The 17,077-nt window shown below is 73.3% G+C and carries 5 protein-coding genes; 3 read left to right on the forward strand and 2 right to left on the reverse strand.

Going from position 1 to position 17,077, the window contains the following annotated elements; all coding sequences use genetic code 11:
• The first annotated feature begins 81 nt into the window (after positions 1-81).
• The 3 genes from AB0A97_RS19760 (at position 82) to AB0A97_RS19770 (ending at position 3,209) form a co-directional block, all read left to right on the forward strand.
• Positions 82-870: an ATP-binding cassette domain-containing protein gene (locus AB0A97_RS19760; protein ID WP_030020765.1), complete on the forward strand. Its 789-nt coding sequence runs from the start codon at positions 82-84 to the stop codon at positions 868-870.
• The gene (locus AB0A97_RS19765; RefSeq protein WP_361151360.1) at positions 867-2,153 is read left to right on the forward strand and encodes a sugar ABC transporter permease; all 1,287 of its coding nucleotides are present in this window, start codon (positions 867-869) and stop codon (positions 2,151-2,153) included. The genes AB0A97_RS19760 and AB0A97_RS19765 overlap by 4 nt, the downstream gene beginning before the upstream one ends.
• A gap of 369 nt (positions 2,154-2,522) precedes the next feature.
• Positions 2,523-3,209 carry a DUF4097 family beta strand repeat-containing protein gene (locus tag AB0A97_RS19770; protein WP_361151362.1) on the forward strand — a complete coding sequence of 229 codons (687 nt, stop codon included), beginning with the start codon at positions 2,523-2,525 and terminating at the stop codon, positions 3,207-3,209.
• Positions 3,210-3,327: 118 nt separating this feature from the next.
• Here the strand turns inward: AB0A97_RS19770 and AB0A97_RS19775 are convergent, their stop codons facing one another.
• Entirely contained in the window at positions 3,328-4,629 is a 1,302-nt protein-coding gene (locus AB0A97_RS19775; RefSeq protein WP_361151365.1) for an MFS transporter, read from the reverse strand.
• A complete protein-coding gene (locus AB0A97_RS19780) occupies positions 4,630-17,076 on the reverse strand; it encodes an amino acid adenylation domain-containing protein (RefSeq protein ID WP_361151368.1) in 12,447 nt (4,148 codons plus the stop codon).
• Between the last annotated feature and the right edge of the window lies 1 nt (position 17,077).

Raw genomic sequence — 17,077 nt, forward strand, 5'->3', positions numbered from 1 at the left:
CTGCCGTCCGCCCGGCCCCGCCGCCCGCAGGCCGGCGCGTGGGCCGGACGGCGCATCCCCGCCGGTCAGGCGGCGAAGGAGATGATTCACGTGTCCGCTACGCCCGTGCTGGCGTTGCGCGGGGTCTCCAAGCGGTTCGGTGCCGTACAGGCGCTCACCGATGTCGAACTGGAGATCCACCCCGGCGAGGTCGTCGCCCTGGTCGGCGACAACGGCGCCGGCAAGTCCACCCTCGTCAAGGCGATCGCCGGTGTCGGACCCGCCGACGACGGCGTCATCGAGTGGGAGGGCCGGCCGGTCACCGTCGACCGGCCGCACACCGCCCAGGAACTGGGCATCGCGACCGTCTACCAGGACCTCGCGCTCTGCGACAACCTCGACGTCGTCGGCAACCTCTTCCTCGGCCGCGAGATCGTGCGCGCCGGGGTGCTGGACGAGGTCGAGATGGAACGCCGCGCCCGCGAGCTGCTCGCCACCCTCGCCATCCGCATCCCGAGCGTCCGCATCCCCATCGCCTCGCTCTCGGGCGGCCAGCGGCAGACCGTCGCCATCGCCCGCTCGCTGCTCGGCGAGCCCAAGGTCGTCATCCTCGACGAGCCCACCGCGGCGCTGGGCGTGGAACAGACCGCCCAGGTCCTCGACCTCGTGGAACGGCTGCGCGAACGCGGTCTCGGCACCATCCTCATCAGCCACAACATGGCCGACGTCAAGGCCGTCGCCGACCGGGTCGCGGTGCTGCGGCTGGGCCGGAACAACGGCACGTTCGACGTCCGCAGCACCAGTCAGGAAGAGATCATCTCCGCCATCACCGGCGCCACGGACAATGCCGTGACCCGGCGCAAGGCCCGCACCGCGGAGGCCAAGAAGTGACCACCAACCTCTCCAGGGCCGGCGACGAGCCGGTCGACGCGGCGCCCGCGGCCGAGGGTGCCGTCACCGCCGTGGACCCGCGGCTGCTCGTACGCCAGCAGGGCTTCAAGGGCTACCTCGACGAGTTCCGGCGCAAGACGCGCAGCGGGGAGCTGGGTTCGCTGCCGGTCGTCGTCGGTCTCGTCGTCATCGGCATCGTCTTCCAGCTCCAGGACGCGGCCTTCCTCGGCGCCGAGAACCTCTCGAACCTGTTCGTGACGGCGGCCGGCACCGGGCTGATCGCGGTCGGCATCGTCTTCGTGCTGATCCTCGGCGAGATCGACCTGTCCGTCGGCTCGGTCAGCGGCCTGGCCGCCGCGGTCTTCGCCGTCCTCACCATCAACAACGGCATGCCCGAAGGGCTCGCCCTGCTCCTCGCCGTCCTCACCGGCACCGTGGCCGGCGCCCTGCACGGCTTCTTCTTCGCCCGCATCGGCGTGCCCGCCTTCGTCGTCACCCTCGCCGGGCTGCTCGGCTGGAACGGCCTGATGCTCCAGGTGCTCGGCTCCAACGGCACCATCAACCTGGACGACAGCGGCCTCGTCGCGAAGCTGACCAACTACTACTTCACCGACGTGGCCGCCGCGTACGGCCTGGCGACGGTCGCCGTCCTCGCCTTCCTCGGCCTCTCCCTCCTGGAGTCGCGCCGTCGCGAGGCCGCGGGCGTCCCGAGCAGGCCGCTGAGCGAGACCGTGCTGCGTACGGTGGTCCTCGCCGTCCCCGCCTACCTGGTGGCGTGGCTGCTGAACCAGTACAAGGGCCTGCCGCTCGCGGTCGTCATCTTCCTCGGCGTCGTGGTCGTCCTCGACTTCGTGCTGCGGCGCACCCGGTACGGGCGCCAGATCTTCGCCCTCGGCGGCAGCGTCGAGGCGGCCCGCCGCGCGGGCATCAACGTGGCGTTCATCCGGATCTCGGTCTTCTCGCTGGCCGGCACGATGGCCGCCGTCGGCGGTATGTTCCTGGCCTCCCAGATCAATGCCGCGAACCAGTCCTCGGGCGCGGGCAGCCTCCTGATGAACGCGATCGCCGCCGCCGTCATCGGCGGTACGAGCCTGTTCGGCGGCCGCGGCAAGACCTGGTCGGCCCTGCTGGGCGTCCTGGTCATCCAGTCCATCGCCTCCGGCATGGCGCTGCTGGGCATCGCCTCGGCCGTCCAGTTCATGATCACCGGAGCCGTCCTGCTGGCGGCCGTCGTCATCGACTCCGTCTCCCGCAAGACGCAGAAGACCGCCGGCCGGGCGTAGCGGACCGCCGGCCGGGCGCGTAACCGCGCCGCGGGACTCGGTGGGCCGGTAGCCGAACAACGCGAAAAAGGGCGCAAGGGTTGCCTCGAAGGAGGAAAAGGCGGCCCGTGCACCATGAAAGTCCCGAAATTGTCGCTGGCTTCATGCTTTTCGGTCACATCGGGAAAATCGGGGGCGGGTGCCCATAGAGTAGTCCTGCCGGGGCTCGGACCGCAGGTCCGAGCCCCGGCGGTGACATGACCGGATTCCCACGTCGCGACGGCGGGTGGAATCACCACCTGCCAGGGGGGAACGAAGTTGAATCGCGCGCGCCAGATGACCGCTGTGCTGGGGGCCGTAGCCGTGTCCCTCGCGGTGAGTTCGTGCGGTATGACGACGAGCGAGGAAAGTAAGACCGAGAAACGGGACTTCGCGTATTCGGGCAAGAAGCTCTCCATCAGGGCCGCCAATTCATCGGTGCGGCTGAAAGCCGGTGACAGTGACGGGACGGTCCGCGTGCAGCGGACGCTGAAGGGCAAGGCCGGGGACGCGGACAATTCCGAGTGGTCACTGGAGGGATCGACGCTGACCCTGCGGACGGACTGCCACGGCATCTCCCTGTCCTGCGAGGCGGCGTACACGGTGTCCGTGCCGAAGGGCGCGGCCGTCGGGGTCACCAGCACCGCCGGGCCGGTCAGCGCCACAGGGCTCGGGCAGCCGCTGGAACTGCACGTCAAGGATGCCTCGGCGGAGGTGGAGAAGATCTCCGGGAAGCTGGGGATGACCGTCTCCGGCGGCAATGTCACGGCGACGGACCTCACGTCCGGGGAGTTCTCCGCGACGACGACCAACGGGCGGGTGAAGGCCACGTTCGCGGCGGCACCGCGGGCGGTCACCGCGTCGGCCGGCAACGGCAACGTGAACGTCACCCTCCCGAAGGGCGGCGAGACGTACCGGGTGACGGCGAAGGCGACCAACGGCCAGAGCCACTCGGCGGTGCCGGACACCAAGGGCAGTGACCGCAAACTGGAGCTGAAGAGCCAGAACGGCAGTGTCCGGGTGGACCGGGCGGAGTAGGTGCCGGTCCGGCCGCCGCCGGGCGCGGCCCGGACCGGTGCCGGACCGAGACGGACAGGACGAGGGCGGGCCCCGCCGGCAGACAGCCGGCGGGGCCCGCCCTCGTACGGCTTCCGGGTCAGCGGGGGCCGGGAGCGTCCTCGGCGGGCTGCGCGGCGTCGGGCGCGGCGAAGCTGCGCAGCGTCGGGTTGAGTGTGACGGTGACCGCCAGTACGGCGATACCGAGCGTGGACAGCAGGATCGCCCAGCGGGCGCCCGCGACCTCCATCAGCAGACCGCCGATCATGGGTCCGAGCGCCGCCGAGACGCCCGCGACCAGTCCGATGACGCCGCTCAGCCGGCCGCGCAGCCGGTCCGGGGTGGTCAGCAGTTGGTAGGTGCTGATCGCCGTGTTGGCGGTCGGCGCGAGGAAGGCGATGCCCGCCAGCACCAGGCCCATGACGATGCCGTTGCCGGTGACCAGGGTGACCGGGGCCAGGGCCGCCATCACCCAGAACGTCAGGGCCACCGACACCCGCGGCCCGCACCGTGCGTACAGGCGGGGCGCGACCAGCGCGCCGAGCAGGCCGCCCGCGCCGAACATGGCGGCCATCACGCCGATCTGCGCCGCGGGCACGCCGCCCTGCTGGGCCACCACGATGATGACCAGGTACAGGACCTGGAACAGGAAGTTCACCGCGATCGCGCACAGCGCGGTCACCCGGATCAGCCGGTGGCCCCACACCCACTTCAGGCCCTCCAGCGTCTCCCGCCGGAAGTTCGCGGGCGGCGCCCCCTCCTCCCGGCGGGCCGGCTTCGGCAGCCGGACGAAGAGCAGCAGGCAGAACGACACGACATGGGTCAGCGCGTCCGCCACGAACGGCAGGACCCGCTTCACCCCGAACAGCGCGCCGCTGAGCGAGGTGCCGACGAGGTTGCCGATCGAGTTGCGGGCATGGTTCATCGAGACCGCGGTCGCCAACTGGTCCGGTGGCACCACGTGCGGCAGCGACGCCTCCTCCGCGGGGTCGAACAGGGCGCTGCACACGCCGAGCACGGCGGCGACCGCGGCCATGTGCCAGACCGCCACCGTGTCGGTCCAGATCATCCAGACGAGCCAGACCAGCGCCACCGTACGGACGGCTTCGCAGGCCAGCATCACCGCCTTGCGGTTCCACCGGTCCACCAGCGTGCCGGCCGGCAGCCCGGCGGCCAGTTGGGCTGCGGCGTTGACGCCCTGCACCAGGCCCGCGGTGCCGGGGGACCCGGTCACCGCCAGCACCAGCAGCGGGAAGGCCATGGTGGAGGCGTTGAAGCCGACCTCGGTCAGCGAGCGGCTGACCCACAGGATGTTGTAGTCGCGGTTGCGCCACAGGGGCTTGGACCTGCGGGGCGGCTCCTGCCGGTCCGGCAGGAGCTGCGGCGAGGGGGTCGTGGTCATCTAGCGGTCGCTCCGCTTCCGGGCCGTGACGGCCGCGCAGTGTCCGGCGACACCGCGCAGCGCGTCCTCGAAGGACTGGGCCAGCTTCTGCACCGTGCCCGGGTCGAAGACATTGGTGGAGAAGTGCCAGGTGAATTCCAGCCGCCCGTCGACGGCGCTGCCCACCACCTCCAGGAGGTGGGTGGCCTGCTCGGCCGGGCTCTGGTCCTGGCCGATCGCGCCGTGCTGGGTGTGGACGGGGCCGCGCGGCCCGCCCGCGGCGGCCGCCGCCGACGTGCTCTCGTACTGGCCGAGGTAGTTGAAGACGGTCTCGGCCTCCTTGAGCGCGCCGAGCGCGGCGCCCGGCGAGCCCTCGGGAGCGAGGTGGCGCAGCGCGCCGTACGCCAGGCCGTTGTCCCGGACCGCGCGCAGGTCGCGGCGGACCGACTTCATCAGCCGCGGCCAGTCGGGCCCGTCGCCGGGTGTGGCGCGGTCCGCCGGGACGGTGAGCGCCACCGGGTGGACGCTGGTGAACCAGCCGACCGTACGGGAGAGGTCGACCCCGTCGAACACCTCCTCCCGGCCGTGGCTCTCCACGTCGATGACGACGCGTTCCCGGCCCGTCCAGCCGGCCAGCGCCTGCGCGAGCGCGCCGAGCAGCACCTCGCCGATGCGGGTGCGGAACACGGTGGGGGCCGACCGCAGCAGCAGGGCGGTCTCCGCCTCGCCCACCGAGGTGGTGGCGGTCGCCGCGGTGTCGGCGGAGTTGGGTCCGGGGCCGTCGACGGGCAGCGGTTCGGCGGCGCGCAGCACCTCGCTCCAGTGCTCCGCCTCGTGGTCGAAGCCGCCGTCGGCGGTGTGCTCGTTCAGCCGCCGCGACCACTCCTGGAAGGACGTGGTGCGGGCGCCCAGCGCGATGGGCTCGCCACGGACCGCCTGCCGGTAGCCGCGCTCCAGGTCGTCCAGCAGGATGCGCCAGGAGACCGCGTCGACGACGAGGTGGTGCACGGTGAGGAACAGCCGGCCGCGGGTGCCCGGCGCGCCGGTGAACAGGACGCCCTTGATCAGGGGGCCGTGGGCCAGGTCGAAGCTCTCCTGCACCTCGACCGCGACGCGTTCGACGGCCTGCGGCTGATCGTCGGGGGCGACGCCGGACAGGTCCCGGCGGGCGAGGAGTTCGTGCTCCGGGACCGGCTCCGGGGGCGCGGTCTCCTGGTGCCAGCCCGCCGTGTCGCGGGTGTAGCGCATCCGCAGCGCGTCGTGGTGCTCGGGCAGCGCGGCGAGCGCGGCGGCCAGCGCCTGCTCGTCCACGTCCGCGACGAGTTCCAGCAGCGTCGACTGGTTGAAGTGGTGCGGGTGCACGCGGGTGTCGAAGAACCAGTGCTGGGAGGGGGTGAGCGGCACCGGGCCGACGACCGGCCCGGCGTCGCCCGCCGGTTGCGCGCCGTCCTCGTCCAGGACCACCACGGTGGCCAGTTCGGCGACGGACTGGTGCAGGAAGAGGTCCTTGGCGCTCATGCGCAGGCCGGCCTCCCGGGCCCGGGAGACGGCCTGGATGCTCAGGATGGAGTCGCCGCCGATGTCGAAGAACCGGTCGGTGGCGCCCACCCGTTCCAGGCCGAGCACGTCGGCCCAGATCCCGGCGAGGACCCGCTCCACCTCGGTGGCGGGCTCCACGTAGCGCTGCTCGCCGGCCGCCTGGAAGTCCGGCGCGGGCAGCGCCGTGCGGTCCACCTTGCCGTTGGGGCTCAGCGGCAGCGCGTCGAGCACCGTGTACGCGGCCGGGACCATGTAGGCGGGCAGGGCGGCGGCGAGGTGGGAGCGCAGCTCCGTCGCGTCCAGCGGCGCGCCGCCGTCCGTACGGGGCACCGCGTACGCCACCAGTCGCTTGTGGCCGTTCTCCGAGGCGGTGGCGGTCACCGCCGCCTCCGCGACCCGCGGGTGGCTCAGCAGCGCGGCCTCGACCTCGGCGAGTTCGATGCGGAAGCCGCGGATCTTGACCAGGTTGTCGTCGCGGCGGACGAACTCCAGGGTGCCGTCCGGCCGCCGGCGTACCACGTCGCCGGTCCGGTAGAGCCGCTCGCCCGGGGCGCCGAACGGCGAGGCGACGAAGCGCTCCGCGGTCAGGTCGGGGCGGGCGAGGTAGCCCCGGCCCAGGCCGGTGCCGGCGATGTACAGCTCACCGGGGCAGCCGAGGGGCACCGGCCGCAGCAGGCGGTCCAGTACGTGCAGTTGCACGCCCGCCATCGGTCCGCCGATGGGCAGGCTCTCGGCGCCGCCGCGGTCGCTGCCCTGGAAGAGGGTGGCGACCAGGGTCGTCTCGCTGGGCCCGTAGATGTTGAAGAAGTCGCCGCGCGCGGACCAGGCTTCGGCCAGCTCGACCGGGCAGGTGTCGCCGGCGGCGCCCACCGCCCGCAGGTCGGGCAGGGTGGCCGGGTCGAGGGCGGACAGCAGCGCGGGCGGCGTCATCAGCACCGTCGCGCGTTGCCCGCGGATCTCGTCGGCCAGGTCGCCCGCCTCCTCCGACTGGGTCAGGCAGAGGGCGGCCCCGGACAGCAGGGTGACGAAGATGTCCGACACGCCGCCGTCGAAGCTGAACGACAGGTGTTGCAGCAGCCGGTCGCCGGGGCCCATCCGGAAGCGGTCGACGAAGTCGTCCACCAGGTGGCACAGCGACCGGTGGGCGATCATCACGCCCTTGGGCCGGCCGGTGGAGCCCGAGGTGTAGACGACGTACGCGAGGTTGTCCGGCCCGCCGGTGGCGGGCGGCGCGGTGACCGGGTGCCGGGAGACCTCCGGCAGGTCCCGGTCCAGGCAGACGATCTCGGCGCCGGTCGGCGGGAGCTGGCCGAGCAGCGCCTCCTGGGTCAGCAGGACGGGCGCGGCGGTCTGCTCGAACATCATCGTCAGCCGGTCGGCCGGGTAGTCCGGGTCCAGCGGTACGTAGGCGCCGCCGGCCTTGACCGCGGCCAGCGCGGCGACGGCGATCTCCGGGGCGCGGCGGGCGCAGACCCCCACCAGGACGTCGGGGCCGACACCCCGCTCGGTCAGGTGGTGCGCCAACTGGTTGGCCCGGGCGTCGAGCTGCGCGTACGTCAGCACCTCGGCGCCGTCGACCACGGCGGGTGCGTCGGGGGTGCGGCGCACCTGCTCGGCGAAGACCGCGTCGGCCCGGAGCAGGGATGGCTGCGGGCGTGCGGTGTCGTTCCACCGCGCGAGCCGGTCCCGCTCGTCCGCGGGCAGCGAGCCGATGGCCGCCAGCGGCCGGGCCGGTGCCTCCGCCAGGGCCGCCATCAGCGCCTGGAGGTGGTCGGCCATCCGCCGGGCGGTGCCGGCGTCGAACAGGTCGGTGTTGTACTGGAGGCCGCCGGCGAGCCCGCCGTCCACCTCCTCGAACTGGAGCGTCAGGTCGTAGGTGGCGCTGGTCGCGGGCAGCGCGAACTCCTCGATGCGCAGCCCCGACAGGGCCGGGGGCGCGGCCGGGGTGTTCTGGAGCACGACCATCGCCTGGAAGAGCGGCGAGCGGCTGGGGTCGCGTTCCGGGGCCAGTGCCTCCACGAGCCGTTCGAAGGGCACGTCCTGGTGGGCGAACCCGTCCACGACGGTCGTGCGCACCCGGCCGAGGAAGTCGGTGAAGCTCTCGCGTTCGTCGATGCGGGACCGCACCACCAGCGTGTTGACGAAGAAGCCGACCAGCGGCTCCAGTTCGACCCGGTCACGGCCCGAGGTCACGGTGCCCACCGCGATGTCGTCCTGGTCGCTGAAGCGGGCGAGAAGAACCTGGCAGGCGGCGACGAGCGCCATGAACAGGGTGGCGTCCTGGCCGGTCGCCAGTTCCTTGAAGCGCTCGGTGACCCGCTCGGGGATGCGGAAGTCGAGGATCGCGCCGTTCGTGGTGCGCACCGCGGGCCTGCGGCGGTCGGTGGGCAGTTCCAGCGGCGGTACGTCCGCCAGCTGATCCCGCCAGTAGGCGAGCTGCCGTTCGCTCTCCCCGGAGTCGTCCGAGGCGCGCTGCCAGGCCGCGAAGTCGGCGTACTGCACGGTGAGGTCGGGCAGGTCGGCGCGGTCGCCGCGCAACCGTGCCCGGTACATCGCCTCCAGGTCGCGGGTGATGACCGAGGCCGACCAGCCGTCGGTGACGATGTGGTGCAAACACAGGGCCAGTACGTGGTCGTCCTCGCCCAGGCGCACCAGGACGGCGCGCAGCAGCGGGCCGCGCCGCAGGTCGAAGGGGGTCGCCGTCTGCTCGCGCAGCAGGTGGTCGAGTGCGGCGTCCCGCTCGTCCGCGGGCAGCGGGGCGAGGTCGGTCAGCGGCAGCGGTACCGGCGCGGTCGGGCGGATGATCTGTACGCCCTTGCCGTCGACGGTGTCGAAGACGGTCCGCAGCGACTCGTGCCGCTCGACGAGGTCGGCCAAGGCCCGGCGCAGGGCCTCGGTGTCCAGCGGCCCGCGCAGCCGCAGGCCGGTCGGGGAGAGGTACTCGGTCCCGCCGGGCTCGTAGGCGTCCATGAACCACAGACGCTGCTGGGCGAAGGAGAGCGGCAGCGCGCCGGCGCGGTCCGCCACCGGTATCCGGTCGGCGGCGTCGGGCCCGGTGCCGCCGGAGACGGCGGCGGCCAGCCCGGCGACGGTGGGCGTGGTGAACATCGCCCGCGGCGACAGGCCGGTGCCGAAGGCCGCGCGCAGCCGGGAGGTGATCTGGATGCTGAGGATCGAGTCGCCGCCGAGTTCGAAGAAGTTGTCGTGCACGCCGACCCGCTCCAGGCCGAGTGTGCTCGCCCAGACGGCGGCGATCCGCTCCTCCGTGGCGTCGCGCGGTGCCACGTGCTCGGCGGACAGGTCCGCGTGGCCCTCGGGCGCCGGCAGCGCCTTGCGGTCCACCTTGCCGCTGGGGGTGTACGGCAGCGCCTCCAGGGTCGTGAACCGGGCCGGGACCATGTGGTCCGGCAGGTCGGCGAGGAGGGCTTCGCGCAGTGCGGCGCCGGTGACCTGGCCGGCTCCGGACGCGGGTACGACGTGGCCGACCAGCAGGGTGCGGCCGTGGTCGCGGTGCACGGTGACGGCGGCGTCGCGTACGGCGGGCAGGGCCGACAGGGCCGCCTCGACCTCGCCGAGCTCCACCCGGAACCCGCGGATCTTGACCTGGTCGTCGGCCCGGCCCAGGAACTCCAGGTTGCCGTCCGCGCGGAAGCGCACCCGGTCACCGGTGCGGTACAGCCGGGCGCCGGGGGTGAACGGGTCGGCGACGAAGCGCTGGGCGGTCAGCTCCGGCCTGCCCCAGTAGCCGCGGCTCACCCCGTCGCCGCCGACGAAGAGTTCACCGCCGACGCCCACGGGCACCGGGCGCAGGTCGTCGTCGAGGACGTACACCCGGGTGTTGGCCAGCGGGCGGCCGACGGGGACGAACGCGCCGGCGCCGAGCACGTCGGGGGCGGGGGTGAGCACCGTGGCGTCGATGGTCACCTCGGTCGAGCCGTAGGCGTTGACGACCAAGGTGTCCGGGTGGAGGTGGTCCAGCAGCCGCAGGCAGTCGTCGGAGCGCCAGCCTTCGGAGCCGACGGACAGCAGCTTCAGCCGCGGCAGCCGGGTGCCGCGCAGGGCGACCTCGGAGACCAGCGCGTTGGCCAGGGTCGGTACCAGTTCCAGGGCGTCGCCACCGGTGCGCTCGATGAGTTCGAGCAGCCGGGGCGGGTCGGTGACGACGTCGGCCGGGCAGATCGTCAGGGAGCCGCCGAAGGGCAGCGACCGCAGCATGTCGGCGAAGAACAGGTCGACGGACAGGCTGGTGACCGAGACGAAGTTCAGCCGCAGCTCGGAGAGCCGGTAGCGGTCCTCCCAGGCGTCCAGGATGTAGCAGAGCTGGCGGTGCTCGACCATGACGCCCTTGGGGCGGCCGGTGGAGCCCGAGGTGTAGATGACGTACGCCAGGTCGGCGGGGCCGGCCCCGGATTCCGGCGCGGCCGGCGGATAGCTGCCGACCGGCGGCAGGTCCGTGTCCAGGCACACGGTGCGGGGGCCGCCCGTGTGCTCGCCCGCGCGCCAGTCGGTGGCGCGTGCGGACTGGGTGAGCAGGACCGGGAGGCCGGAGTCCTCGGCCATGAGGGCGAGGCGGTCGGCCGGGTATTCGGGGTCCAGCGGTACGTAGGCACCGCCCGCCTTGAGGATGCCGAGGACGCCGGTGGCCATGTCGGTGCCGCGGTCGACGTTCAGGCCGACCAGGACGCCGGGCTTGACGCCCAGGGTGCGCAGGTGGTGGGCGAGGTGGTTGGCGCGCTCCTCCAGTTCGCGGAAGGTGAGGGTCACTTCCCGGTGGCGGACGGCCGGCGCGTCGGGTGTGCGCGCAGCCTGCTCGGAGAACAGTTCGTGCACAGGACGGTCGGCGGGGCGCTCGCGTACGGTGCCGGTGCCCGCGCGCAGCAGTTCCGCGCGTTGCTGTCCGGTCAGCCACGGCAGGCGGGACAGCGGCCGGTCCGGGTCGGCGGCCGTCTCGGTGAGGAGCACTTCCAGCTGTCCGGCCATCCGCGTGACGGTGGCGGCGTCGAAGAGCTGCGGGTCGTAGGCCAGCTCGAAGCGGAGCCGGTCGTCGCGGTGGGCGCTGAGGCTGAGCGGGAAGGTGTTGGTGTCCAGGGCGTCGACGCCGCGGATGCGCAGGCCGTGCACGGCCGCGCCACCGTCCTGGAGAGGGTAGTTCTCGAAGACGACGATGCTGTCGAAGAGGCTGGTGCCGGCCGGGACGTCGCTCCAGGTCTGGAGCCGGTTCAGGCCCGCGTACTCGTAGGGCCGGGCCTCCAGCTGCTCGGCCTGGAGCTTTTGCAGCCACTGTGCGAGGGGCTGGTGGGGCGTCATCCGGGCACGGACCGGCACGGTGTTGATGAACAGGCCGACCATGGACTCCACACCGGGCAGCTCGGCGGGGCGGCCGGAGACCGTCGCGCCGAACACGACGTCCCGCGATCCGCTGTGGCGGGCCAGCAGCAGCGCCCACGCGCCCTGGATCAAGGTGTTCAGGGTCAGCCGGTGGTCCCTGGCCACCTGGGCCAGCTCTTCGGTCAGGCCGGTGGACAGCGCGAAGTTCACCGGGGTGGAGGACTGGGCGCGGTGCGCCTCGGCCGGCTGCCGGTCGTAGGGCAGCGGGGTGGGCGCGTCGAAACCGGAGAGGGCGGCGCGCCAGTGCGCCTCGGCCGCGTCGGCGTCCTGTTCCGCCAGCCAGGCCACGTACTCGCCGAAGGGGCGGGAGGTTTCCGGCTGTACGGTCCGTCCCGAGGTCGCGGCCGCGTACTCCTCGCCGACGGCGGAGAAGACGGCGGCCGTGCTCCAGCCGTCCAGCAGCAGGTGGCTCGATGTCCACACCAGGCGGACGGTGTCGTCGGTGATACGGATGACGGTCAGCCGCATCAGCGGGGGCACGGCGAGGTCGAGCCCGAGCGCGCTGTCCGCCGCCAGCAGCTCGTGCAGAAGGACGTCCTGCTCGGCCTCCGGACGGTCCCGCCAGTCGTGGCTCCCGACCGGGACGCGCACCTCGCGGTGGACGACCTGTACGGGTTCGGCGAGCCCTTCCCAGACGATGGCGGTGCGCAGCGCGGGGGTGCGGTCCACCACCCGTTGCCAGGCGGCGGCCAGTGCGTCGGGGTCGTGCACGCCCTCCAGCAGCAGGGCGAGCTGGTTGAAGTACGACTGGGAGGCGGGGTCCATCAGCCGGTGGAAGAGCATTCCGTGCTGCATGGGGGTGAGCGGGTAGATGTCCTCGACGCCGCGGCCGTCGCCGACCAGCGTGTCGACCTCGTCCTGGGTCAGGCGCGCGAGCGGGAAGTCGGACGGGGTGCAGCCGCCGGAGGCGGGCTCCAGGCAGTGGTCGACGAGCTCTTCCAGGGCGGTGACCAGGGCGTCCGCCAGCTGCCGTACGGTCTGCTCGTCGTGCACGTCCGAGGAGTAGAACCAGGTGAGGCCGAGCGTGCCGTCCTCCACCACGCCGACCACGTCCAGCAGGTGGGGGCGCAGCTCGTCGGCGGCCGGCGCGTCGGCCAGGCCGTCCAGACGGGCGCGGACCAGACCGCCGTCCTCGCCGGCCGCGTCGAAGCGGCCGTGGTAGTTGAAGGACACCTGCGGCGCGGGGTCCTGGAGCAGGCAGCGGGCCGGAGCACCGTCCGCCGAGAGCCGGCGCAGCGCGTCGTAGCCGAGGCCGTTGCCGGGCACCGCGCGCAGCTGTTCCTTGACCGAGGTGATCGTCTCGCGCCAGCCGTCGCCGTCGCCGGTCCGTACGGCGACCGGGTACAGGGTGGTGAACCAGCCGACGGTACGGGACAGGTCGGTGCCCTCGATCAGCTCCTCGCGGCCGTGGCCTTCCATGGCGAGGACGATCCGCTCGCTGCCCGCCCAGCGGTTCAGGACCGTGCCGACGGCGCTCAGCAGCAGGTCGTTGACGCGCGTGCGGTAGACCGGGGGCACCCGGCGCAGCAGCGCGTCGGTGCGGTCGCGGTCCAGGGCGGCGCTGACGCTGCGTACCGACCCGGCGGTGTTGGCTCCGTCGTGGTCCACCGGGAGGCTGCCGTCGCCGTCCTGGAACACGTCGCGCCAGTGGGCGAGTTCGCCGTCGAGGTGCCCGGCGCGTACGTGGTCGTGCAGGAGGCCTGCCCAGGTTCCGAAGGGGGTGCCGGCCGGTTCGAGGTCGAGGGGCCGGCCGGCGCGGGCCTGTTCGTAGGCCCGTTCCAGGTCTTCCAGGAGGATGCGCCAGGACACGCCGTCCACCGCCATGTGGTGCGCGGACAGGAACAACTGCCGGCCCGCCGTGCCGCCCTCGTCGAAGAGGAGTGCGCCGAACACCGGGCCGTTCTCCAGGCTCAGTCCTGCGCGCAGCGCGTCGGCGGCCTCCTGCCGGGCGGCTTCCCGGCGCGCGCCGGGGACCTGCGACAGGTCGACGCTGCGGAAGACCTCGGTGGTCTCCGCCGCGGCGCAGTCCTGCGTCCAGCGGTCGCCGTCGCGGGTGAACCGGGCCCGCAGCATGGGGTGGTGGGCCACCAGCGCCTCGACGGCGGTACGCAGCGCGGCGGTGTCGGCGGCCGGGTCGAGGGCGACGTACAGGGACATGGTCAGGCGGTCCGGGCCGACGCGGTAGGTGTCGAAGAACCAGTCCTGGACGGGGGTCAGCGGCGCGGGTCCGGCCGGCGCGTGCGCGGGCGCGGCGGGTGCCGCGGCACCGTCGGCGGAGGCGATGTGCTGCGCCAGCCGGGCGACGGTCTGGTGCAGGAAGACGTCCTTCGAGGTGAGCCGCAGTCCGGCCCGGCGGGCCCGGGAGACGGTCTGGATGCTGAGGATGGAGTCGCCGCCGAGGTCGAAGAAGTTGTCGTGGACACCGACGCGTGCCACCCCCAGCAGGTCCGCCCACAGCTCGGCCAGGATCTCCTCGACGGCATCGCGCGGCGCGGCGTACTCGGAGGAGTCAGCGGTCGAGGGGGCGGGCAGCGCCTTGTGGTCGAGCTTTCCGTTGGGGGTCAGCGGCAGGGCGTCGAGGACGACGACGGCGGCCGGGACCATGTACTCGGGCAGCGAGACGGCGGTGTGCTCCCGGATGTCCTGCGGGGCCGGGGTGGTTCCGTCGGCGGGCACGACGTAGCCGATCAGCCGCGGGTGGCCGGCCGTGTCCTCGCGCACGGTGACGGCGGCCCGGACCACCTGCGGGTGCCGGTGCAGCGCGGACTCGATCTCGCCGAGTTCGATGCGGTAGCCGCGGATCTTGACCTGGTCGTCGGTGCGGCCGAGGAATTCGAGCTGTCCGTCCGGGCGGCGGCGGGCGAGGTCGCCGGTGCGGTACATGCGGGCGCCGGGCGGCCCGTAGGGGTCGGCGACGAAGCGTTCGGCGGTCAGGCCGGGGCGTCGTACGTAGCCGCGGGCCAGTCCGGCTCCGGCCACGTACAGCTCACCCGGTACGCCGGTGGGCACCGGCCGCAGGCTCGCGTCCAGGAGGTGGATCCGCGCGTTGGGGCGCGGGCGGCCGATCGGGACGGCGCCGGGGGCCAGGACGTCGCCCGGCTCGATGCGGTACTCCATGCAGCCGACGGTCGCCTCGGTCGGGCCGTACTCGTTGACGACGGTGGTGCCCGGGTGCAGCTCGCGCCACCGGTCCAGGTTCTCGCCCAGGAGCTGTTCGCCGCCGATGACCAGTTCACCGGTGGGCTGGAGGGGCCGCGGGGTGGTCGCCAGCAAGGTGAGGTGGGACGGGGTGGCCTTGAGCAGCGAGCAGGACTCCGAGGCCGGCGGCGGCTGTTCTTCGCTGTCCTCCAGGGTGCTGATGAGGACGCGGCCGCCGCTGATCAGTGGGGTGTAGAGGGCGGTGACGGTGAGGTCGAAGGTGACGGGGGAGTGGAGTACGGCGGTGCCGGATGCTCCGGGGTAGGCGTCGGCGGCCCAGGCGACGTAGTCGGCGAAGGAGCGGTGTTCGATGACGACGCCCTTGGGGCGGCCGGTGGAGCCGGAGGTGTAGATGACGTAGGCCGGGTGGGCCGGGTCGAGCGGGGTGGTGCGTTCGTCGTCGCGCACCGGCCCGCACGCCAGGCCCCCTCCCAGGCCCTGGACGCCCGCGCCGTCCAGGAGCGTGCGCGCCGTGCCGGCGGGCAGCGCGGCGTACGCGGCGGAGTCCGCGAGTACCAGGCTGGGCGCGGCGTCGTCGAGGACGTACGCGATGCGCTCCGCCGGGTGGGCCGGGTCGACCGGCACGTAGGCGGCGCCGGTCTTCAGGACACCGAGCAGCGTGACGACCAGGTCGGTCCCCGGGGAGGCGGCGACGGCCACCAGGTGCTCGGGGCCGATGTCGCGGGCGATCAGGGCCCGCGCCACCCGGTTGGAGCGCTCGTCCAGCTCCCGGTAGGTGAGCGTGTCCGAGCCGCTGACCAGGGCGGTCGCGCGCGGGGTGCGGGCGGCCTGGTCGTCCAGGAGCTGGACGACGGTGGCGGCGCCGACGGTGAAGTCCGCCCCGGCGGCGGCCCGCAGCAGCGCGGCGTGTTCCGCGTCGTCCAGCCACGGCAGGTCGCGCACCGGCCGCCGCGGCGCCTGCGCCACACCGGCCAGCAGGGTCCGCAGGTGTCCGGCCATCCGGTCGATGCCCGCGGCGTCCCAGAGGTCGGTGGCGTACTCGATCGAGCAGGTCAGGCCGCCGTCCGCCGTCCGGCCGCCCCGCGCGTCCTGGAACTCGACGGTCAGGTCGAAGTTGGCGGAGGTACGGGGGACCTGGTAGGCCGCGACCTGGAGTCCGGGCAGCTCGGGCAGCCGCTCCGTGCCGCTCTGGAGCACCACCAGCGTCTGGAACAGCGGCGTACGGCTGGGGTCGCGCTCCGGGCGCAGTGCCTCCACCAGACGGTCGAAGGGCACCTCGTCGTTGGCGAAGGCGTCCAGCACGGTGTCCTTGACCCCGGCCAGGAAGTCCGTGAACACGGCGTCGTCGTCCACGGTCGAGCGCAGCACCACCGTGTTCACGAAGAAGCCGGCCATGCGGGTGAGTTCGGGCCGGTTGCGGCCGGAGGTGACGGTGCCCACGGCGACGTCCCGCTGCCCCGCGTAGCGGGCGAACAGCACCTGGCAGGCGGCCACCAGCACGGTGTAGAGCGTGGTGTCCTGGGCGCGGGCCAGCTCCCGCAGGCCGGCGGCGACGTCCGCCGGGAGGCTGAAGTCGTGCACGGCTCCGGCGCCCGAGCGCACCGGGGGCCGGGGGTGGTCGCCGGGCAGGTCGAGCGGGGTGAGACCGGCGAGCTGTCCACGCCAGTAACCCAGGTGCTCCGCCAGCCACTCGGGGGTCATCCGGTTGCGCTGCCAGGAGGCGAAGTCCGCGTACTGAAGGGCCGGTTCGGGCAGCGTGGCGGTGCTGCCGGAGCGGCGGGCCGCGTAGAGCGTCCCCAGCTCTTCGAGGAGGACGCCGGTGGACCAGCCGTCGGTGACGATGTGGTGGGCGCACAGCAGCAGGACGTGCTCGTCCGGTGCCACCCGTACCAGGGCGGGCCGGAACAGCGGCCCGGTCCGCAGGTCGAAGGGCTGGTCGACCTGCGCGCGGGCGACGGCGTCCAGCAGGCCGGGGGCCGCGTCCGCGCCGGCCTGCTCCACCAGGTCGATCAGCGGGAGCGGCACGTCGTACGGCGCCCGTACCGTCTGCACGGGGTCGTCGTCCACCCGGTCGAAGGTGGTGCGCAGCGCCTCGTGGCGGGCCACCAGGTCGTTGAGCGCACCGGTCAGGGCGGCGATGTCGAGCGGGCCGGTCAGCCGCAGCCCGGCGGCGGAGTTGTACTCCGTGGAGCCCGGCTCCAGCTCGTCCAGCAGCCAGAGTCTGCGCTGGGCGGCGGAGAGGGGCAGCGGCGCGCCGTCCCGGGGGACGGCCGGTATCTCCGCCGCCTTGCGGGCGCCGCCCGCGAGACGGCGGCGCAGCTGTTCCTGAAGATGTGCGGGCAGGGCGGCTATGCGGTCGTTACGCGGGTCCGGGGCGTTCACT

Origin of the sequence: Streptomyces sp. NPDC045470, assembly GCF_040646595.1 — a bacterium.
GTDB lineage: Bacteria > Actinomycetota > Actinomycetes > Streptomycetales > Streptomycetaceae > Streptomyces.

Bases quoted from the DNA above. Each gene is read 5' to 3' on its own strand.
- AB0A97_RS19760 (WP_030020765.1), top strand. From the start codon at position 82: ATGATTCACGTGTCCGCTACGCCCGTGCTGGCGTTGCGCGGGGTCTCC.
- AB0A97_RS19770 (WP_361151362.1), top strand. From the start codon at position 2,523: ATGACGACGAGCGAGGAAAGTAAGACCGAGAAACGGGACTTCGCGTAT.
- AB0A97_RS19775 (WP_361151365.1), bottom strand. From the start codon at position 4,629: ATGACCACGACCCCCTCGCCGCAGCTCCTGCCGGACCGGCAGGAGCCG.